Raw genomic sequence first — 18,587 nt, forward strand, 5'->3', positions numbered from 1 at the left:
CCCCTAGGCCGGGACACCGTCACGTGCCGAGACCTTGATCCAGGCCGCCCCTGTCTGGCCGTGGTGGAAGCCGTTGGAAAACGGTACGTCGGGATAGGCGGAGGCGAGCCGGACGAGGCTTTCGCTGGTGGAGCACCGGCCAGTGATCGCATCGTCGTATATTTGTGCGACCGCGACCATGTCGCAGTCCTGCGGCGAAAGCCGGATGCGCGATACGCCGGCCGCAGCCAGTTCCGGTAGCTCCTGCATCAGCGACTGGCAGGTATGTGACATGGTCTGCACGCCGTTCAGCGACAGGAAGGGCTGCCGGTCGAGTGTCTCGACGGTCAGGCCGTCCGTATCCTCACCGCAGATGAACTGGCAATTGTCCTTGATCAGCCCCTTGGAACGGGCATGGGCGCAGCGCGCCGAGATCGCCAACGGCACGCGACCGAAAGCGAAGACCTCGAAGGCAACGCCGGGGTTCTCGGCAAGGATGCCGCGCACCGATGCCATCGGCAGTTCCGGCGGCAGACAGATGCTGATTGCGCCCCTCGAAGCCAGGAGCCGGGCGGTCGCGCCGTTATAGACGTTGACCAGCGGCCCGATCGAATGCGGCCTGCCGGCAAGCAGATGCAGCGCGGATAGGTCATTGGCCTCGATCGGATGGGTGCTGTCACGCACCAGCCCGCGCACCAACTGGCTTTCGCGTTCCAGCGTCACCAGCGCGAGCGAGGCGAGGCTCACTTGTTTGCCGGCATTCTCCAGCCGTTCGATGACCTCGCCGACATAGGGTTCGATGAAATGCAGCCGCTTCGAGCACACCGCCTCGCCGATCGTGACGTGAGCGATCGGCGCTTCGTCGGCGATGCGGAAATAGAAGTCGCGCCATTTGGGGCCATCCCAGAGATAGTAGACCGGGCCGAGGCTTAAGGCGGGGTTGGTGAGGTTCGTAGATGTGGTCATGGGCCGATTATCTCCAGCGCTTTTCATAGGCGCCTGTTGTCGTCTTCTGGCCTTCGCTGAGCGCCTTCAGCCGCGACACCAAGGCAGGTCGCTCGGCGGCGCCGGCGATCAGTGCCCGCCGCATGACCGAGACGACCTCGGCGACATAGGCCTTGCCGCGCTGCCGGCCCTCGATCTTTAGCGCGCTGACGCCGGCGTTGCGTAGCGCATCGATATGGTCCATGACGTCGAGCGAAACCGGATCTTCGAAGGCATAGCCGCGCTCCTCGGCAATGTCGAAACGGCCCTTGCAGAGCGTCGGATAGCCGGCCGCTTCGCCCGCCGGGAAGCGGTTGATGGTGTAATCGCCGAGCTCGGACACCAGCTCGCGTCCGTCCTGGCGATAGCGTACATGGCTCGCGGGCGAACAGACACCGTTCATGTTGGGCGACTTGCCGGTAGCGTAGGAAGAGAGCGAACAGCGCCCCTCGGCCATGACGCAGAGGCCGCCGAAGGCAAAGACTTCGATCTCGCAATCGATCTGCTTGGCAAGGCGGGCGATGTCGGCGATCGTCAGCGTGCGCGGCAGCACAACGCGTTTTGCCGCGAAGGCTTCGACGAGGAAGCGCACGGCATCGGCGTTCGAGGCCGAGGCTTGCACGGAAACATGCAGCCGCTGCTGCGGATGGCGTTCGACCGTATAGGCCATCAGGCCGAAATCGGCGAGGATGACGGCATCGGCGCCAAGCACCACGGCATCATCCACCGCCTGATGCCAGAGCGTCTCCTGGCCGGCGCGCATGAACGTGTTGATCGCAACGAAGGTCATCACCCTGCGCTGTTTGGCATAGGCGATGGCCGTCCGAAGTTCGTCTCGGGAGAAGTTCAGGCCCGGAAAGTTGCGGGCGTTCGTCTCGTCGCGAAAACCGCAATAGACCGCGTCGGCGCCGGCATCGACGGCTTCGCGGAAGGCGGCCGGCGTGCCGGCGGGGCAGATCAGTTCCATTGGGGGGCCTCCTCCTTGAGAACACGGCCAAGCGCGCGCTCGCGGATCTGTTCTCCCGCGCTGCGCACGAGCGGCGCCAGAGGCCCGGCCATGTCGGCGAGATCGCTTGGAAGGTCGATCTCGCAGTCGTCGAGGGCGTTGCGCAGCGCCAGCATCGCCTCCATGTCGCCGCTGACGGCAAGATCGCGCGAGAAGAAGACGGCGTCGCCGTCGATGCGGCCCTCGAGTAGCGCCAGAAGCAGCACGAGTTCGCCTTCCATGCAGGCATCGGAAACCGGCGCGCGCTCCTTGCGATGCACGGAGATGCGCGGCACGGCCGGTTCGACAAGAAAGCCGATCGGCAGGTCCGACGGCAGGAAGGCGTAGCGCTTGGCTGCGTGATCCGCGAGACGGTCGAAGAGGCCGGGATGGGTCTCGATCACGCGGGCAAAGACGCGTTGCACCACGCTTTCGATGGCGATGATGGGAACGAAGTTGAGGGGTGCGGTGATCGCGAGGGGAAGTGTCATGACGGCCTGTGGGACTACCTCTGCAGGGAGAATCGGACGATGCGCCGCATGCTAGTCGCCCGGGGCGGCCGGTTGTTTGCGCCACGTCAAAGACAAGGGCCATTCGCCGCCACAAACAGGCTCCATGAACAGGACCTTCCGCCCGTCCCAGGGCTTTGCAACGCTTCAGGATTTTGTCGACACGCTCGAGCGCGAAGGCGATCTGACGCGCATTTCGCGGCCGGTTTCGCTGGTGCATGAGGTGACCGAAATCCACCGCCGCGTGCTTGCCGCTGACGGGCCGGCACTTCTCTTCGAGCGGCCGATCGATGCGACGGGCGCCGCACAGCCGATCCCGCTTCTGACCAATCTCTTCGGGTCGGAACGCCGGATCGAGCGTGGTTTCGGCCTGGCGCCGGGTGGGCTCGATGCGCTTGCGGGCGACCTTGCGGAACTGCGCGATCCGAGAGCGCCGCAGTCGCTGCGTGACGCCTGGGATCGGCTGCCTCTGCTCCGATCGGCGATGTATATGCGGCCACGAAAGGTAACGCGTGCGCTGTGTCAGGAGGTCGTCTGGCGCGATCACGAAATCGACCTCGGGCGCCTGCCGGTTCAATGGTGCTGGCCGGGCGAGCCGGCGCCGCTCATCACCTGGCCGCTGGTGATCACGCGCGCGCCGGATGATCCGCTCGATGTCAACGTCGGGATCTATCGCATGCAGGTGCTGGGGTCTGATCGCGCCATCGTGCGCTGGCTCGCGCACCGCGGCGGCGCCCGTCACCATCGCTTGTGGCAACGCCTGGGGCAGGACATGCCGATCGCGGTCGTCGTCGGTGCCGACCCGGCGACGATCCTTTCTGCGGTCATGCCGCTGCCCGATGGCTTGAGCGAACTGAATTTCGCAGGGCTGCTTCGGCGCGGCAGGACGCAACTCGTGAAGGCGAAGACTGTGCCGCTTTCGGTGCCGGCCAATGCGGAGATCGTGCTGGAGGGCACGGTCTCAGCGAGCGAGACCGCGGAGGAGGGCCCCTATGGCGATCACACCGGCTATTATAATTCGGTGGAGCCGTTCCCGGTCATGCGTCTGTCGGCGATCACCATGCGTCGAAATCCGCTCTATCTTTCCACCTATACCGGCCGGCCGCCGGACGAGCCTTCGCGGCTCGGAGAGGCGATGAACAGGCTGTTCGTGCCGCTGGTTCGCAAGCAGTTTCCTGAGATATCCGATCTCTGGCTGCCGCCCGAAGCCTGCTCCTACAGGGCCATGGTCGTTTCGATCGACAAGCGTTATCCCGGGCAGGCCAAGCGCGTGATGATGGGGCTTTGGTCTGTCCTGCCGCAGTTCAGCTACACCAAGCTGATCATCGCCGTCGATCCGGATATCAACGTGCGCAACTGGTCCGACGTTATGTGGGCGCTTGCCACCCGCTTCGATGCCAGCCGCGACGTGACCGTGATCGAGGGGACGCCGATCGACTATCTCGACTTCGCGTCGCCGCGCTCCGGCCTCGGCGGCAAGCTCGGGCTCGACGCCACCAACAAGATCGGCGCCGAGACCGACCGCGAATGGGGGCGTGTTCTGGAGATGTCGCCCGAGGTCATTGGTCAGGTCGATGCGATCTGGGCCGGTCTCGGGCTTGGAGGGCTGACGCGATGAACCGGCTGAAGATCGTCCTCGGCGTCACGGGCGCTTCAGGCGCTGCGATTGCCGTTCGCATCGCCGAGCGGCTCAGCGAAATCGAAAGCGTCGAGCTGCATCTCGTCCTATCGCCGGCGGCGCACCGCACGCTTGCGCATGAGGTTGGCGCAGAGGCACTTCCCTCCCTGTTGCGTAAGGCTGTGCGAGCCTATGACCACGCCGATATCGGCGCGGCGATTGCGAGCGGGTCGTTTTCAACGGCCGGCATGATCGTGGCGCCGTGCTCCATGCGCACACTTGCTGCGATCTCTGCCGGCATGGCCGATAACCTCGTGGTCCGTGCAGCCGACGTGCATCTGAAGGAGCGGCGCAGGCTGGTGCTGATGGCACGCGAGACGCCGCTGCATCTCGGTCACCTGCGCAATATGTGCGCCGTCACGGAAATGGGGGCGATTATCATGCCGCCGGTGCCGGCCTTCTATCATCGGCCTGAAACCGTCGAGGCCATCGTCGACCATCTGGCGGCCCGGGCGATTGACCTGCTGGCGCTGCCGATCACCCCGCTGGCGAGGGCCTGGCAGGGTGAGGACCAAAAATCATCGTGATCTAGAAGGCGGTTGCCTGAAGCAGCGGATCGGCGTCGAACAGGACCTCGTGACCGCCAAGCAGCAGCCAGACGGCAATCGCGACGGTGGCAAAGGCGGCGATGATCATCACGGGATCGGCGCGCAAACGGGTTTCGCCCCGGATGATCGCTGCGAAAGGCCAGACTGACGTGCCCTTCGAGGTCGCTTGCCAGCCGTCACCCAGACGTCGGCGGGCACGCTTTTCAAGCATGAAGAAACCACCGACGGAAAACAGCGCGAAACCGCCGAAAAGCACCAGCGCGCGCAGGTCGCCATTGGGCACGATGTGACCGGCGGCCCAAAGCAGGAAGCCCCAGAGCACCGGGTGGCGGGTGATCGTCACGATGGCGCCCGGCCGTTCGTTTCCCTGATAGATGGATATCGACAGCGCGTTCTCGCTGAAGAGGCCGGCCAGCACGAGAAAGATGCCGAGTGGCGCCAGAACGAAGGTCACCCAGGCCTGCCAGGCCGCCGGTTCCCAGAGTGGGATGAAATCGAGCTGAAGGGCCGCGTGAAAGACGAAACCGAGAGCGAGCACGGACAGAAGCGAATAGACCGCGAAATAGGTCGAGCGGCCGAGGCGGTTAATCAGGCCCTGGCGTAGCGCCGGCCAGGCCGGCACCAGATGAAGCAGCAGGAAGACGGCGAAGGCGAGGAGAAAATAGGTCATATCGGTTGTCTCACGCATGGCGCCAGAGAAGCAGGCGCTCTGTTGCCACATGGCGGCGAACCGTTTCGAAGAAGCCCCGCAACATGTAGCCGATCGCATCCCAGCTGAGCGATGCCCTGTTGTCGAGAACCGCCTTCAGCACACGCACCAGTTCGACGGCTGCCCGATCGTCCTGGTCATGCTCGGCGCGCAGCCGTGCGATCAAGGCGTCGCGGCCGTCGTCCGCCCGCTGAATTTCGACCGCTGGAAACAGGATCATCTCCTCCAGCGCGTGGACGCGCCTGAGCTTTTCCGGCAGCTCCGTCATGATCACGCGGCAGCTCGTCAGGTCGATGCGGCGCGGGATGGAATCGGCAAGCGTCTCGAGGCGATCACACAGGGACAAAAGCTCGCGATAAGCCTGCCCCAGCTCGTGATGTTCTGAAAATTGCTGCTGCATCGATCTGCTCCGTTGAGTGTTGGTTCGAACTACACCCGACGGCAATGATCCTCTTTGACATTTCTCAAAGTCTGCAGATCAGCGATCGAGAAAGAGAACGATGGCGATAGCAACGGAGGAGAGGATCGCCGACAGCGTCGCGCCGCGCTGAAGCACGCCCATGCGATAGAGCACGAGGGCGAAGACGATGATGATGGGGGTAGCGACGGAAAGGCCGATCTGTGCGTCTGTCATCGGAAGGCTCCTTTGTTGTCAGCCAATAGCCCCGCCCCCTGCCGGCTTCTTTGCTCAATCGCAAAGACAGGCTGTGCGCCCGCGCCTAGCTCGAACGATGTTTTTTGAACGGAGGCGCTGACATGGATGCCCGCAGTCATCCGATTGCCGCAACGGCGGAAGAGGACACGACGGACGCCTTGCTGCTCTGGGTGCTCGTCTGGAGCGAACTTGCCGCCTTCGGCATTCTGCTTGTCGGCTTCCTGATTGTGGGCCTTCTCCAGCCGGACGCGTTTGCCGCCGCCCGCTCGCATCTCGATCCTCTGCTTGCCGGTATCAACACGCTTGTTCTTTTGACAAGCGGCTGGCAGGCGGCCTTGGCGACGAGGCCGAGGGCATCGCTTAGGCAGCGCAGGCGGGCGCTGGTGAATGCGGCGCTTTTCGGCTTCGCCTTCGCGGCGATCAAGGTGTTCGAATATAGCGCCGAGGCTGGCGTTGCCGGCGATCCTCAGTTCGGCTCCTTCTTCGAGCTCTATTTTCTCGTCACCGGCTTCCATCTGCTGCACGTCGTCGGTGCCTTCGTGCTCATCATCGTTGCCTGGCGACCAAAACCCGGCAATGTCGAGCTGATCACCACGCTCTGGCACGTGATCGATCTGGTCTGGATCGTGATGTTCCCGCTCGTCTATCTCGTGTGAGTGCCATGACCGATCGCAATCCCAGACAATTGTTCAACACCTGGCTGCTGCTTGCCGGGGCCGTGATTTCGGGCATGGCGCTGATGGCGATCGCCGGGCCTGCCACCCTCGTCATCGCCGTGTTGCTCGGGCTCGCCATCGTCAAAAGCCGGTTCGTCGCGCTCGATTTCATGGGGCTCCGGCAGGCGCCGTCGGCCCTTCGTCTTGGCCTTTTGATCTGGCCCGCAGCGCTCGTCCTCGTTGCCGCAGCGAAGCTGGTCCTGAGCACTGCTCTCTTCAGCTGAGACGACCCGCGGACTTGTTTGCCGAAACGCAAAGAAGCCGCCGCCGATTTCCCTAGACATGGGTTCGCCCCGATTGTTGCCGGCTGCGCCGCACGGGGAGGGGATCAGATCAGCCGGCCGCACTCTCAGCGGCCAACTGAAATCGAAAGGACCACGTGATGGCAGAACGCCTCACCAAAACCGGGGCCCGTAACGTCTTTTACGGCGGGTCCTTCTTTTTCTTCGCAATCTTTGTCGGGCTGACCGCCCACAGCCACTACTACATGCGAACGACCTCGACGGACGAAACGACGCTGACCGATGCGGTCGCACGCGGCAAACACGTCTGGGAAAAGAACTCCTGTATCAACTGCCACACGTTGCTCGGCGAGGGCGCCTATTTCGCGCCCGAGCTCGGCAATGTCTGGAAGCGCTTCGGCGGCGAGGCCGATCCGGACGGCGCCCGCGAAACGCTTAAAGCCTGGATGGCCGCCCAGCCGACCGGCATCGAGGGACGGCGGCAGATGCCGCAGTTCAACCTGACCGAACAGGAACTCAACGACCTCGCCGACTTCCTCGAATGGACGAGCCGCATCAAGACCCAGAACTGGCCGCCGAACGAGGCAGGTTAAGCGAACCGATTGGAGTGTGACACCATGAAATACCAAACCCAAAAGGTCGCGATGCTCTACTTCTACGGAGCGCTCGGCCTGTTCCTCGCCCAGGTGCTGTTCGGCGTGCTTGCCGGCACCATTTACGTCCTGCCCAATACGCTCTCCGAGCTGCTACCCTTCAACATCGTGCGCATGGTCCACACCAACGCGCTGATCGTCTGGCTGCTCATGGGCTTCATGGGTGCTACCTACTACCTGCTGCCGGAAGAGGCCGAAACCGAACTCTACAGCACGAAGATCGCCGTCGCGCAGTTCTGGATCTTCCTGATCGCCGCGGCCGTCGCTGTCGTCGGCTATCTCCTGCATATCCACGAGGGGCGCGAATTCCTCGAGCAGCCCTTCGCCATCAAGGTGGGCATCGTCATCGTCGCGCTGATGTTCCTCTACAACATCACGCTGACGGTGCTGAAAGGCCGCAAGACGACCGTCACCAACATCCTGATCTTCGGGCTCTGGGGTGTGGCCATCTTCTTCCTCTTCGCCTTCTACAATCCGATCAACCTGGCGCTCGACAAGATGTACTGGTGGTACGTCGTCCATCTCTGGGTCGAAGGCGTCTGGGAACTGATCATGGCATCGGTGCTCGCCTTCCTGATGATCAAGCTCAACGGCATCGACCGTGAGGTCGTCGAAAAGTGGCTCTATGTCATCGTCGGCCTGGCGCTCTTCTCCGGTATCCTCGGCACGGGCCACCACTACTACTGGATCGGCGCACCGGGTTACTGGCAGTGGATCGGTTCGCTGTTCTCGACGCTGGAAGTGGCACCCTTCTTCACCATGGTGGTCTTCACCTTCGTGATGACCTGGAAGGCCGGCCGTAAGCATCCGAACCGCGCAGCTCTCCTCTGGTCGATCGGCTGCTCGGTCATGGCATTCTTCGGTGCCGGCGTCTGGGGCTTCCTGCACACGCTGTCTTCGGTGAACTACTACACCCACGGCACCCAGGTGACCGCGGCCCACGGACACCTCGCCTTCTTCGGCGCCTATGTGATGCTGAACCTCGCGGTCATGGCCTACGCCATTCCGGAAATCCGCGGCCGTGCGCCCTATAACCAGTGGCTGTCGATGGTGAGCTTCTGGATCATGTGCACCGCCATGTCGGTCATGACCTTCGCGCTCACCTTCGCCGGTGTCCTCCAGGCGCATCTGCAGCGCGTGCTCGGCGAAAGCTACATGGACGTCCAGGACCAGCTGGCGCTGTTCTACTGGATCCGCCTCGGTTCGGGTGCCGTCGTCCTGATCTCGGCGTTGATGTTCATCTGGGCAGTTCTGATGCCCGGCCGCGAGCGCAGCGAGAAGCTCGCCGGCGTCGTCCAGCCCGCCGAATGACCGATCAGCCGGCGCGGTTCGCCGCGCCGGCATCTCCCCAAGAATTCCCAGCATGGAGAACTTGCCATGAGCCCTGTCCAATCTGCCGTCAGTCGCGCGGCGCTCGATATCCCCGCCTATAGTCCCTCCGGCAATGAATGCGCGCTGTTTGAAAGCGCCTGGGTGCGGCAGCTGCCGCTCCTCTTGAAGGGACCGACCGGATGCGGCAAGACCCGCTTCGTCAGCCACATGGCGGCGAAGCTCGGCCTGCCGCTTTCGACCGTTTCCTGCCATGACGATCTGGCCGCCGCCGACCTCACCGGGCGGTATCTTCTCAAGGGCGGCGACACCGTCTGGGTCGACGGCCCGTTGACCCGGGCCGTGCGCAACGGTGGCGTCTGCTATCTCGACGAGATCGTCGAAGCCCGCAAGGACGTGGCTGTCGTCCTGCATCCGTTGACCGATGACCGCCGCATGCTGCCGCTCGAGCGCACCGGCGAACTGCTCGAAGCACCGTCGAGCTTCATGCTGATCGTTTCCTACAATCCCGGCTACCAGAACCTGCTGAAGAGCCTGAAGCCGAGCACAAGGCAGCGCTTCGTGGCGATTGAGTTCGACTTCCTGCCGCGGAACGAGGAGATATCGGTCGTTTCGCAAGAGAGCGGACTGCTGGAGAGCCAGGTGGCGCCGCTCGTCAACCTCGCGCACCGCCTGCGCGCTCTGAAGGGGCATGACCTCGAAGAAGGCGTGTCGACCCGGCTGCTCGTCTACTGCGCCTCGCTGATTGATGCCGGCATGCCGGTCAAGGATGCGGTGCGCGCCGCGATGATCGAACCGCTCACCGACGAACCGGACGTGCGTGCCGCACTTCTTGAAGTGGCCGGTTCGCTGATCGCGTGAGGTGAACCATGCTTGATTTCCTCGAGCTCGAAGAAACCGTCGGACGGGCCTGGCACCGTTTCGTCGGCAACACCAGAACCTGGCGGCGGTATCCGGAAGAGGCGGTGAAGCTCGCCGACATGCTGCCGGTCCTCGGCGTCTCCTTTCGCGGACATGGCGGAGAGGCGGCGGTGCAGATCGTGCCCGCCCGCGGACGCACGTCGACCCATCGCCTGCGGTGGCGGCAGCGCATGGGGCTTGGCGAAGAGAAGCTCGTTCAGCCGGCGCGCGACCACGCGTCGCTGATGCTGCCGGGCGAGATCGACCTTTTTCCGACGAAAGACCTGAACCGGGACCTCTATCACTGGCTCGTCGCCTATATGGCGACGATGCCGGTCGACCCCGTCAGCGAAACCGATCCACTCCGCCGCGATCTGGCATTGGTATCGCGTGCGCAGGAAACGGTCGACGAAGTCTTCCAGCGGTTCCCCGGGCTCCGGCGGCGCTATCGGCGTCTGGCCGAGGCGGTCCTTGCCGAGCGGCATAGGGCCGGGCTGCCGTCGATCGAGCAGCATCTCGAAAACTGCATCCTGCGCCTGTTGCGCAAGGCCACGGGCCAGGCGGATACGACGCTGCCGGTGATCTTTCCGCATCGCGCGCCACCCGGTTACCTGCCGATGCTGCCGATGCCGCTCTGGCCGGACACGCTCTTGCGCACCGAAACCACGACCACGCGCGACGAAGATGTTGCCGCGGCGCCGGGCACGCAGAGTGCGGGCGCCGAGGTCGAGCGCCATGTGGCGGTGCGCGAAAATCCGGAGAACCGCAAGGGCGAACGCAGCCCCTTCATACTCAATCGCTTCGAGAAGATCCTGGCCATGGCCGAGATGGTCAATGTCGACCGGCCCGGCGACGACAGCGACGACCACGACAGCAAGGCTGCCGAGGAACTCGACGACATGACGCTCGGTGAGCGCAAGGGACGGCCCTCGGCACGCTTCCGCTTCGATCTCGATCTGCCGCCGGAAGCCGTCGACCCGACGCCGCTGACGGCCGAACTGACCTATCCCGAATGGAACTACCGGACCGGCCAGTACCTCAAGGACCATTGCCGCGTGCTGGCCATGCCGGCTTCCGCCCAGGAGGAGCGGACGGAACTTACCGAGGAAAGCAGGAGCCTGATCCGCCGGGTACGGCGCCAGTTCGAAGTGCTGCGCCCGCGGCACGAGATGCTCCGCGCCCAGCTCGACGGCGCCGATCTCGACCTCGACGCGGTGGTGCGCGCCCGCACCGATCTCGCCGCCGGCGGCCAGGGCAGCGACCGCATCCATCTGATGAGCCGGCCGCAGGTGCACGATCTGGCGGTGACGATCCTCGTCGACGTTTCGCTGTCGACCGATTCCTGGTCCGACAACCGGCGGGTGCTCGACGTGGAAAAAGAGGCCCTGCTCATCCTTGCGCACGGGCTCTCGGCCTGCGGCGACAACCACTCGATCCTGACCTTCACCTCAAGGCGGCGCGACTGGGTGCGGGTCGAAACCGTGAAGGCCTTCAATGAGGCGATGGGGCCGCTGGTCGAAGCGCGTATCGCAGCGCTGAAGCCCGGCTATTACACTCGCATCGGCGCCGCGATCCGGCACGCCTCGGCCGAGCTTCGTCGGCAGCCGAACCGCAAGAAGCTGTTGCTGGTGCTGACCGACGGCAAGCCCAACGATATCGACCACTACGAGGGGCGTTTCGCGCTTGAAGACAGCCGCCGCGCGGTCACGGAGGCGCGGCGCAGCGGCATCAACACCTTCGCTGTCACCGTCGACCGGGAGGCGAAGTCCTACGTGCCCGCCATGTTCGGCCAGAACGGCTATGCCGTGATCGGCAACATCTCGCGGCTGCCGGCGGCGCTGCCGGCGATCTACCGCAATCTGGTTGGGTAAGGCGGTCGGCCAGTCGAAAGAGAAGCAAGAGGCCCGGTAACCGCCGGGCCTCTTAGATTCAGCGGAAGGCGTTTGCCAGCCGCAAGTCCGCCGCTTCGCGGCTATTTTCGTGGGAGGGAGGCTGGGTTTGGATGCTCGGGTCAGGCCCGAGCATGACGTTTTGGATGGGCAGTTCCGCCAAATTGTATAGCCAAGGCCCAGCTATAGCTGCCGTCGATAAGCTTGAAACGGCTCGTTTTCAATGAGCGTAGTTGCCCCAAAACCCGGTTATCCTCGCCCTTTAGGCGAGGTTCCAAGGCGCAGTATCCAAACGTATTTCGTGGCGCAAGAGATGCTCGGCTCAAGCCCGAGCGCGACGGAAGAAGCGGGGCGGCGCTTTGCCGGCGTGATTGCGGCGGCTGAAGGCTCGGCAATAGCCAAGCCTTCCCGGCGATCAGCGCCTTCAAGCCGCCTTGCTGTGAACCCTCTGGGACTCATCTATATAGGCATCGAATGCCGCTGCCACCGCGCGGATGACAAAGCGGTGTTCGGGGCGGACAGTGATGACGCCATCGGCGATATCGATCACGCTATCCTTTCGCAGTTCGGCCAATTTGCTATTTCCGTCGACGAACGATTGCCAGTCCCGGCCATGCGCTGCGGCGATTGCGGAAATATCCGCGCTGAAATCGCACATCAGCCGCTCGATGATCGCGGCGCGCAGACGGTCCTCGTCGGTCAGTCGGTAGCCCTTGGTGGTTGCGAGGCGACCGGAGGCGATCCGGCTCGCATAGACACCGGGGGGCACCTCGTTCTGCACATAACCGTCGCGCGAGCGGCCGATTGCCGAGGCGCCGAAACCGATCAGGGTCTCGCAGGTGTCGGTCGTGTAGCCCTGGAAATTGCGGCGGAGCTGTCCATTCGCCTGGGCCGTCACCAGATCGTCGTCAGGCAAGGCAAAATGGTCGAGGCCAATCTGCCGGTAGCCGGCTTTGACCAGCGCCTCGCTGATCGCCATCGCCTGTTCGGCGCGCGCGGCACTGTCGGGGAGCGCCGTCTCGTCGATCATGCGCTGGTGCTTCTTGAAGCTCGGCACATGGGCGTAACCGAAAACCGCGAACCGTTCCGGCCGCATCGAAACGGCCGCTTCGACCGTCTCGACGCAGGAGCGCACCGTCTGATGCGGCAGGCCGTAGATCAGGTCGAAATTGATCCCGCCGATGCCGGCGCCGCGCAGGTGGTCGACGGCTTCGGCCGTCTGCTTCTCGCTCTGGATGCGGTTGATTGCCTTCTGCACGACGGGATCGAAGCTCTGTACGCCGAGGCTCGCGCGTCGGACCCCGCCTTCGCCGAGTGCCTCGGCCATGGCGAGCGTCAGCCGGCGCGGATCGATCTCGACGGCGACATTGGCCGATGGTGACAGCGCGAAGCGCTCGCGCATCAACGCCATCAACGCCAGGAATTCACGCGGTTCGATGATTGTCGGCGTGCCGCCGCCAAAGTGTACCTCTGCGACCGGAAGCGGCCGGCCAATGGTATCGGCGACCGTGCGGATCTCGTCTCGGAGTACATCGAGATAGTCGAGGATCGGATCGTCCTTCCTGGTGATTGTCGTATGGCAGCCGCAGTACCAGCACATGGAACGACAGAAGGGGATGTGCAGGTAGAGCGACACGTCCTGCCCCTCGGGGATCGCCTTCAGCCAGTCACCGTAGGTGTGATCGTCGACATCAGCGGCAAAGCGCGGTGCGGTCGGGTAACTCGTGTAGCGCGGCAGGCGCATTTCACCGTATTTCAGGAGCGCGGAAGCTTGCATTTCGTCCTCATCTGGGTGGCGATGGATGCACCTTTTCTAGGCCGTGCGGGGCGGCACCTCTTTGCGAAAAGTCAAGGACGGGCATGGTCTCGGCCAAAGCGGGATTTGTTTGCGCTTCGACAAAATGTCGCGGCTGCGTGGTCGCTAGGTTGCGGAAATCCGGGGCGTGTGCGCCGGCGTTTCCCGGACCATCATCAAACGACGGCGCTCAGAAGCGGATGACCATGACCATTGCAGAGACCGACATGCCCTTCATCGATGTGCGGACGATTCCGCCGGTAGAACGCCATCCGAAAATCTTCGGCATGTTGAACGCGCTTGCCGAGGGCGGCGCCTTCATCATCATCAACGACCACGATCCGCGCCCGCTGCACTACCAGCTGGAAACCCGCTATCCGGGCGAATTCACCTGGGAATACCTCGAGCAGGGACCGGATGTCTGGCGTGTCGAAATCGGCCGGCAGCAATCCTCCGGCTGCGATTGCTGCTGCGGCGGGCACTGAGCCCTCGATGCGCCTCAAGAGCGGGATGAGGAAAGGCATTCGCCGTTTTCCGCTCACATCCCGCTCTCACTCATGAGAACCGATCACGTCCATGGCCTTGGCCGACCCGACCAAATCCATCGTGATCCAGGGGATGAACCGCCATGTTCGCAGCCTCGCTTTCCCGCTGGACGATGTCCTACTTCGCGGCCGCGCTGATCTTCCTCGTCCTTGGCGAGATCATGATGGTTTTCGGCTACGGCCACCCGGTCTCAGCCCTTGAGGCGCCCGAAACGCTGGCGCTCGTCCATGTCGTCGTGCTGGGCTGGCTGAGCCTGCTGATGACCGGCGCGCTGCTGCAGTTCGTGCCCGTTCTCGTCGGCCAGGCATTATCCTTCCCGAGCGTCGCGCTGCCGGCGCTCCTGTTCCTCATCACAGGCATCGCCAGCCTGACGCTCGGCTTCGTCAGCCTTTCCGGCGCGATCGATCTTCCGGTGATGCTGCTTCCTCTGGGAGCTGCTTTTTCGATCGTCGGCTTTTCGGTACTGGGCTTTGCCTTCGCAGCCACGCTCTGGCATGCGCGCCCGCTGCCACTACCGGCCCGGTTCGTCGCGGTCGGTCTTGCGGCACTCTTCGGCACGATGCTGCTCGGCGGCACCTATGCCGGCGTACTCTCGGGCTTGATCGATGCGGAAGGCGCGATCGACCTGACGATCGACGGGCTGTCGCTTCATGCTTCCCTTGGCCTTTGCGGCTGGCTGAGCTTCACCACCATGGGTGTCAGCTACCGGCTTTTGACCATGTTCATGCTGTCGCCGGACAAGGAGCGAACAAGCAGCCGCGTGGTGTTCGTGCTTGGCGCCCTTTGCCTCGGTCTTCTGGCGGCGGCGGTGCTCCTCATACTCGTGGGCACTTTCGGCCGTGCGCCGCTTCTCGCCCTTGCCGTCGCTTCCGGCGCCGCCATGGTGGCGATCTATGCCGGCGATATCCTGCGCATCTATCGGGAGCGCCGGCGCAAGGTGATCGAGCTCAACAGCCGCGCCAGCATCGGCGCCTTCGTGTCGCTGATCGCTGCGACTGTGCTCTTCATCGCGCTGCTGGCTGCCGGCCGTCTCGACACCGGTTCCGGCGCCGTCATCTATCTCGTAACGTTCGGCTGGCTGACCGGCATGGGTCTCGCCCAGCTTTACAAGATCGTGCCGTTCATGACCTGGCTCGAATGCTACGGGCCGGCGCTTGGGCGCATGCCGACCCCCAGGGTCCAGGATCTCGTTACCGAAGCCTCGGCTCTTCGCTGGTTTCGGCTCTATTATCTGACGGTCGCGCTCGGTACTCTGGCGTTGCTGATCGGCAGTGCCATCCTTTTTCGTTTTGCGAGTTTCGGCCAATTGATTGCCGTCAATGCGCTCGTCCTCGAGTTCGTGCGAACACGGCGACTGATCAACGTTCCGGCCGAACTTCGATTGCCTGACGGACTCGTTCGACCAGGCCTGTTTCTGCCACCAATTCCTCACGGAGGTTCCCATGAGCCAAGATCCCTATGAACTCGACGTCCGGCCGCTGCTGCGTGGCGGCAGCGATCCGTTCCAGGCCATCATGAACGCTGTCGACAGCTTGGCACAGGGCCAGGCGCTGAAGCTGATCGCGACCTTCCGGCCCGTTCCGCTCTACAGCGTGATGGCTGGGCGTGGCTTCACCCATCAGGACCGCCCTCTCGACAACGGCGACTGGGAGGTTCTGTTCACGCCCGAAGGAGAGGTTGACGAGATCCGCCTTTCGGCTGGCGATACGGACCTGGACACCTGGCCCGACCCGAGCCGCCAGCTCGACCTGACGGAGCTCGATCCGCCCGAGCCGATGGTGCGCATTCTGGCGACGGCCGAGAAAATGGCGGAGGGCGAAGTGCTGTTCGCCTTGCTCGCGCGGGAACCGCTGTTCCTCTATCCGGAGCTCGCCAAACGCGGCCACAAATGGGCAGGCAACTTCGATGCGACCGGCGAGACCTACCGTATCCTCATTCGCATCGGCGGGAGGCGTTCCCATGTCGGTGCCTGAAACCCTCGACCTCGAGGCGAGGATCCGCGATGCGCTGCGCATCATCATCGACCCGGAAATGGGCAAGAACGTCGTCGATCTCGGCCTGATCTACGATATCGAGGTTCAAGAAGGCGGCATCGCCAAGGTCACCATGACGACGACGATCAAAGGCTGCCCGGCGACGGCCTTCCTCAAGGAGGCGGTGCAGAACTGCGTGTGGTATGTGCCGGGCGTCGAATATGCGGAAGTGCGCCTGACTTATGAGCCGCCCTGGACGCCCGAGATGATGGCCGACGGTGCGATCGAATACTCGCACGGCAGCATCTTCTGAGACTGGTATTGTTTAAAAAGGCGCCGCATCAGCGGCGCCTTTTGCATTGGGGATCGAACGTGCGGTCAGGACGAGGCGCGGGGCGAGCGGCGATCGCACACGAGCATCGGTCCATATTCGAGCGTGAACAGCGCGAAGGCGGCGATCCACAACACGCCCGACAGCGCGATCAGGTGGTGGTAGTGCGCGGGCAGTAGGTCTGCCAGCGGCCGGATCAGCGCCGCGGCCATGATCGCAACGTAGGAGGCGCCGGTGAGTGCCGATCCCACCAACGGTCGCCCGGTGTGGCCGCGGCTGGCGCGGGTCATGACGGCGAGCATCATCGACGCGATCACGCCGACGGTCAGCACGTGCATGACCGGGTATTCGCCCAAGAGGTCGATCGCACCGGCTGATATCGCCAGGAAACCGAGTGGCACGAAGGCGTAGGCCGCGTGTAGCACGAAGAGCAGCTTCTCCGACCAGGTCGCCAAGCCGCGCCAGCGGAACAGCCGCACCGTGTGGAAGGCGCAGGCGGTAAGCGCAATCGCCCCCGTGACGATGTGATCCGGTGCGAAGGTCCAGGCGGCAAGGGCCGCGACACCGATCAGGATCGCTGCCGTATCGAAGCGGTTATAGGGCACGGGGAAAGTGGTGCGCCCTACCTTGTTCAGCCAGTTGCGCGTGAAACTCGGCACGATGCGTCCGCCGACGATCATGATCAGCATCGTGTAGGCGGCGATGGCCAGCCGCGCTGCGGCATCCTCGTCGAGGTCCCGGAGCACTGAAAGGTGGAACCAGATATTGGCTGCAGACAGGAGCACCAGCCCGCCGATGACTTTCAGATCCTTCCATTTCCGGCCGACGATCACCTCGCGCGCGCAGATCAGCAGGAGCACCGGCAGGAAAAGCGCTTCGATACCGGCAGCGACAGGCAGGCCGATGACGCCGCTCGACAGCAGCGCGAGCCGGCCGACAACCCAGAGCCCGAAGAGGGCGGCGAGCGGACCGCCCGAGACTGGCAGCCTTCCCGTCCAGTTCGGGATCGCCGTCAAGAGGAAGCCGCCGAGCACGGCGGAGGAAAAGCCGAATAGCATCTCATGCGCGTGCCAATGGGCGGCGCCGTAGTCGCCGGCAAGGTCCAGGCCGAGAGTAAGCGCAGAGATCCACAGCACCATGGCGGCGATCGCCCAGAGCGCGGCGCCGAAAAAGAACGGCCGGAAGCCATAGGAAAAGAGCACCGGGCCGGTGGTCGAGAGCCCGCGCGGAATACCGCCGCTCGGTTTCGGTCTTATCAATCTGTCCAACATGATCGTGGTCCTCGTCGTGCGTGCTTGCGGACTTGCGGATGAGGCTTGATCTATCAATGGCTTCGCAGGGGCTCTTTGCGAAAACGCAAGTATCGCTGCCCCGCTCCGCCACGTGTGTTCATGTGGCGTGAAAGAAAAGCGATCTCGTCGAAACGATTTGTTCCAAGACAAAGACGCGATTCGTCTGTGGTTCTACTTCTCTTGTGACTGCTGGGGGACCGGTGGTCGAGACCGGAGGTGAGGCCGCCCGCGTCGGCGCCGCCCACTCTAACTCGTTGAATACAGGCGCGTTTCGCAGAAGGCCAATCCCGGCCGCTGGAGCGCGTCGAAGGAGAGCAAGATGACTGAACAACTTCAGATGACCCGCCGGACGATGCTTGCCGGCGCTGCCCTGGCGGGCGCGGTTGCGCCGCTTCTCCATACCGCTTCGGCACAGGCGGCCGGCGCCGCCACGGCGGCAGGCGCTACCCCTGTCGACATCTCGACCCTGCCGCGCGTGAAGGTCGATCTCGTCAAGCCGCCTTTCGTCCACGCCCATGAACAGGTCGCCAAGACCGGACCGCGCGTCGTCGAATTCACCATGACGATCGAGGAAAAGAAGCTGGTGATCGACCGTGAGGGCACCGAGATCCACGCAATGACCTTCAACGGTTCGGTTCCTGGTCCGCTGATGGTCGTGCATGAGAACGACTATGTCGAACTTCGGCTGATCAACCCTGAGACCAACACGCTGCTGCACAACATCGACTTCCACGCCGCGACCGGCGCGCTTGGCGGTGGTGCGCTGACCCAGGTGAACCCGGGCGAGGAAACCACGCTTCGCTTCAAGGCCACGAAGCCCGGCGTCTTCGTCTACCATTGCGCGCCTGAAGGCATGGTGCCGTGGCACGTCACC

21 protein-coding genes are annotated in these 18,587 nt (G+C 63.7%); 13 read left to right on the forward strand and 8 right to left on the reverse strand.

Features of this window, described 5'->3' with window-relative positions; genetic code table 11:
* Positions 1-3: 3 nt before the first annotated feature.
* Genes I8N66_RS13635 through I8N66_RS13645 form a run of 3 tightly spaced genes read right to left on the reverse strand, consistent with a single transcriptional unit; the run spans position 4 to position 2,439 of the window.
* Positions 4-945, reverse strand: coding sequence for a U32 family peptidase (locus I8N66_RS13635; protein WP_291154456.1), 942 nt, complete (start codon positions 943-945; stop codon positions 4-6).
* A gap of 7 nt (positions 946-952) precedes the next feature.
* Positions 953-1,930, reverse strand: coding sequence for a peptidase U32 family protein (locus tag I8N66_RS13640; protein ID WP_291154458.1), 978 nt, complete (start codon positions 1,928-1,930; stop codon positions 953-955).
* Entirely contained in the window at positions 1,921-2,439 is a 519-nt protein-coding gene (locus tag I8N66_RS13645; RefSeq protein WP_291154459.1) for an SCP2 sterol-binding domain-containing protein, read from the reverse strand. Before I8N66_RS13645 ends, I8N66_RS13640 begins: the two co-directional genes overlap by 10 nt.
* A 124-nt stretch (positions 2,440-2,563) precedes the next feature.
* Between I8N66_RS13645 and I8N66_RS13650 the strand changes: the two genes are divergently transcribed.
* Both I8N66_RS13650 and I8N66_RS13655 read left to right on the forward strand, forming a co-directional pair.
* On the forward strand, positions 2,564-4,075 hold the full coding sequence (locus I8N66_RS13650) for a UbiD family decarboxylase (protein ID WP_291154461.1): 1,512 nt from the start codon (positions 2,564-2,566) through the stop codon (positions 4,073-4,075).
* Positions 4,072-4,662, forward strand: a complete 591-nt coding sequence (locus I8N66_RS13655; protein WP_291154462.1) for a UbiX family flavin prenyltransferase — start codon at positions 4,072-4,074, stop codon at positions 4,660-4,662. Before I8N66_RS13650 ends, I8N66_RS13655 begins: the two co-directional genes overlap by 4 nt.
* 1 nt (position 4,663) lies before the next feature.
* Here the strand turns inward: I8N66_RS13655 and I8N66_RS13660 are convergent, their stop codons facing one another.
* The 3 genes from I8N66_RS13660 to I8N66_RS13670 all read right to left on the reverse strand — a co-directional run bounded on the left by I8N66_RS13660 (position 4,664) and on the right by I8N66_RS13670 (position 6,026).
* Positions 4,664-5,353 carry an NnrU family protein gene (locus I8N66_RS13660; RefSeq protein ID WP_291154463.1) on the reverse strand — a complete coding sequence of 230 codons (690 nt, stop codon included), beginning with the start codon at positions 5,351-5,353 and terminating at the stop codon, positions 4,664-4,666.
* Positions 5,354-5,363: 10 nt separating this feature from the next.
* On the reverse strand, positions 5,364-5,792 hold the full coding sequence (locus I8N66_RS13665; RefSeq protein WP_291154464.1) for a hemerythrin domain-containing protein: 429 nt from the start codon (positions 5,790-5,792) through the stop codon (positions 5,364-5,366).
* A gap of 78 nt (positions 5,793-5,870) precedes the next feature.
* Positions 5,871-6,026 (reverse strand): hypothetical protein, encoded by a 156-nt coding sequence (locus tag I8N66_RS13670; protein ID WP_089044838.1) that lies wholly within the window; start codon positions 6,024-6,026, stop codon positions 5,871-5,873.
* Between the two features lie 122 nt (positions 6,027-6,148).
* Here I8N66_RS13670 and I8N66_RS13675 point away from each other — a divergent pair, with 122 nt between their 5' ends.
* The 6 genes from I8N66_RS13675 (at position 6,149) to I8N66_RS13700 (ending at position 11,758) form a co-directional block, all read left to right on the forward strand.
* Positions 6,149-6,703 (forward strand): cytochrome c oxidase subunit 3, encoded by a 555-nt coding sequence (locus I8N66_RS13675; RefSeq protein ID WP_291154466.1) that lies wholly within the window; start codon positions 6,149-6,151, stop codon positions 6,701-6,703.
* Between the two features lie 5 nt (positions 6,704-6,708).
* Positions 6,709-6,987 carry a cytochrome C oxidase subunit IV family protein gene (locus tag I8N66_RS13680; protein WP_291154467.1) on the forward strand — a complete coding sequence of 93 codons (279 nt, stop codon included), beginning with the start codon at positions 6,709-6,711 and terminating at the stop codon, positions 6,985-6,987.
* 158 nt (positions 6,988-7,145) lie between these two features.
* Entirely contained in the window at positions 7,146-7,598 is a 453-nt protein-coding gene (locus I8N66_RS13685; protein WP_113538313.1) for a cytochrome c, read from the forward strand.
* Positions 7,599-7,622: 24 nt separating this feature from the next.
* Positions 7,623-8,969: a nitric-oxide reductase large subunit gene (locus I8N66_RS13690; protein WP_113538314.1), complete on the forward strand. Its 1,347-nt coding sequence runs from the start codon at positions 7,623-7,625 to the stop codon at positions 8,967-8,969.
* A gap of 66 nt (positions 8,970-9,035) precedes the next feature.
* The gene (locus tag I8N66_RS13695; RefSeq protein ID WP_113538315.1) at positions 9,036-9,848 is read left to right on the forward strand and encodes a CbbQ/NirQ/NorQ/GpvN family protein; all 813 of its coding nucleotides are present in this window, start codon (positions 9,036-9,038) and stop codon (positions 9,846-9,848) included.
* Between the two features lie 8 nt (positions 9,849-9,856).
* The gene (locus I8N66_RS13700; protein WP_291154468.1) at positions 9,857-11,758 is read left to right on the forward strand and encodes a nitric oxide reductase activation protein NorD; all 1,902 of its coding nucleotides are present in this window, start codon (positions 9,857-9,859) and stop codon (positions 11,756-11,758) included.
* Positions 11,759-12,200: 442 nt separating this feature from the next.
* Here the strand turns inward: I8N66_RS13700 and hemN are convergent, their stop codons facing one another.
* Positions 12,201-13,553, reverse strand: coding sequence for an oxygen-independent coproporphyrinogen III oxidase (gene hemN, locus I8N66_RS13705; RefSeq protein WP_291154469.1), 1,353 nt, complete (start codon positions 13,551-13,553; stop codon positions 12,201-12,203).
* 224 nt (positions 13,554-13,777) lie between these two features.
* Here hemN and I8N66_RS13710 point away from each other — a divergent pair, with 224 nt between their 5' ends.
* The 4 genes from I8N66_RS13710 to I8N66_RS13725 all read left to right on the forward strand — a co-directional run bounded on the left by I8N66_RS13710 (position 13,778) and on the right by I8N66_RS13725 (position 16,403).
* On the forward strand, positions 13,778-14,056 hold the full coding sequence (locus I8N66_RS13710; protein ID WP_162768787.1) for a DUF2249 domain-containing protein: 279 nt from the start codon (positions 13,778-13,780) through the stop codon (positions 14,054-14,056).
* Positions 14,057-14,199: 143 nt separating this feature from the next.
* Positions 14,200-15,579: a hypothetical protein gene (locus I8N66_RS13715; RefSeq protein WP_291154470.1), complete on the forward strand. Its 1,380-nt coding sequence runs from the start codon at positions 14,200-14,202 to the stop codon at positions 15,577-15,579.
* Positions 15,560-16,090: a DUF2249 domain-containing protein gene (locus tag I8N66_RS13720; RefSeq protein WP_291154471.1), complete on the forward strand. Its 531-nt coding sequence runs from the start codon at positions 15,560-15,562 to the stop codon at positions 16,088-16,090. Before I8N66_RS13715 ends, I8N66_RS13720 begins: the two co-directional genes overlap by 20 nt.
* Entirely contained in the window at positions 16,077-16,403 is a 327-nt protein-coding gene (locus I8N66_RS13725; protein WP_291154472.1) for a metal-sulfur cluster assembly factor, read from the forward strand. The genes I8N66_RS13720 and I8N66_RS13725 overlap by 14 nt, the downstream gene beginning before the upstream one ends.
* 65 nt (positions 16,404-16,468) lie before the next feature.
* Here I8N66_RS13725 and I8N66_RS13730 read toward each other — a convergent pair whose 3' ends face one another.
* Positions 16,469-17,692 (reverse strand): NnrS family protein, encoded by a 1,224-nt coding sequence (locus tag I8N66_RS13730; RefSeq protein WP_291154473.1) that lies wholly within the window; start codon positions 17,690-17,692, stop codon positions 16,469-16,471.
* Positions 17,693-18,032: 340 nt separating this feature from the next.
* On the opposite strand from I8N66_RS13730, the gene I8N66_RS13735 reads away from it, so the two are divergent.
* Positions 18,033-18,587, forward strand: a 555-nt coding sequence (locus tag I8N66_RS13735; RefSeq protein WP_291154474.1) for a multicopper oxidase domain-containing protein, incomplete at its 3' end; no start/stop codon positions are given.

The sequence above is a fragment of the Ensifer sp. SSB1 genome (assembly GCF_016652895.1).
Lineage (GTDB): Bacteria > Pseudomonadota > Alphaproteobacteria > Rhizobiales > Rhizobiaceae > Ensifer.

Bases quoted from the DNA above. Each gene is read 5' to 3' on its own strand.
- I8N66_RS13650 (WP_291154461.1), top strand. From the start codon at position 2,564: ATGAACAGGACCTTCCGCCCGTCCCAGGGCTTTGCAACGCTTCAGGAT.
- I8N66_RS13665 (WP_291154464.1), bottom strand. From the start codon at position 5,792: ATGCAGCAGCAATTTTCAGAACATCACGAGCTGGGGCAGGCTTATCGC.
- hemN (WP_291154469.1), bottom strand. From the start codon at position 13,553: ATGCAAGCTTCCGCGCTCCTGAAATACGGTGAAATGCGCCTGCCGCGC.
- I8N66_RS13700 (WP_291154468.1), top strand. From the start codon at position 9,857: ATGCTTGATTTCCTCGAGCTCGAAGAAACCGTCGGACGGGCCTGGCAC.
- I8N66_RS13655 (WP_291154462.1), top strand. From the start codon at position 4,072: ATGAACCGGCTGAAGATCGTCCTCGGCGTCACGGGCGCTTCAGGCGCT.
- I8N66_RS13640 (WP_291154458.1), bottom strand. From the start codon at position 1,930: ATGGAACTGATCTGCCCCGCCGGCACGCCGGCCGCCTTCCGCGAAGCC.
- I8N66_RS13635 (WP_291154456.1), bottom strand. From the start codon at position 945: ATGACCACATCTACGAACCTCACCAACCCCGCCTTAAGCCTCGGCCCG.
- I8N66_RS13720 (WP_291154471.1), top strand. From the start codon at position 15,560: ATGAGCCAAGATCCCTATGAACTCGACGTCCGGCCGCTGCTGCGTGGC.
- I8N66_RS13685 (WP_113538313.1), top strand. From the start codon at position 7,146: ATGGCAGAACGCCTCACCAAAACCGGGGCCCGTAACGTCTTTTACGGC.
- I8N66_RS13710 (WP_162768787.1), top strand. From the start codon at position 13,778: ATGACCATTGCAGAGACCGACATGCCCTTCATCGATGTGCGGACGATT.
- I8N66_RS13725 (WP_291154472.1), top strand. From the start codon at position 16,077: ATGTCGGTGCCTGAAACCCTCGACCTCGAGGCGAGGATCCGCGATGCG.
- I8N66_RS13660 (WP_291154463.1), bottom strand. From the start codon at position 5,353: ATGACCTATTTTCTCCTCGCCTTCGCCGTCTTCCTGCTGCTTCATCTG.
- I8N66_RS13690 (WP_113538314.1), top strand. From the start codon at position 7,623: ATGAAATACCAAACCCAAAAGGTCGCGATGCTCTACTTCTACGGAGCG.
- I8N66_RS13675 (WP_291154466.1), top strand. From the start codon at position 6,149: ATGGATGCCCGCAGTCATCCGATTGCCGCAACGGCGGAAGAGGACACG.
- I8N66_RS13670 (WP_089044838.1), bottom strand. From the start codon at position 6,026: ATGACAGACGCACAGATCGGCCTTTCCGTCGCTACCCCCATCATCATC.
- I8N66_RS13680 (WP_291154467.1), top strand. From the start codon at position 6,709: ATGACCGATCGCAATCCCAGACAATTGTTCAACACCTGGCTGCTGCTT.
- I8N66_RS13730 (WP_291154473.1), bottom strand. From the start codon at position 17,692: ATGTTGGACAGATTGATAAGACCGAAACCGAGCGGCGGTATTCCGCGC.
- I8N66_RS13715 (WP_291154470.1), top strand. From the start codon at position 14,200: ATGTTCGCAGCCTCGCTTTCCCGCTGGACGATGTCCTACTTCGCGGCC.
- I8N66_RS13695 (WP_113538315.1), top strand. From the start codon at position 9,036: ATGAGCCCTGTCCAATCTGCCGTCAGTCGCGCGGCGCTCGATATCCCC.
- I8N66_RS13645 (WP_291154459.1), bottom strand. From the start codon at position 2,439: ATGACACTTCCCCTCGCGATCACCGCACCCCTCAACTTCGTTCCCATC.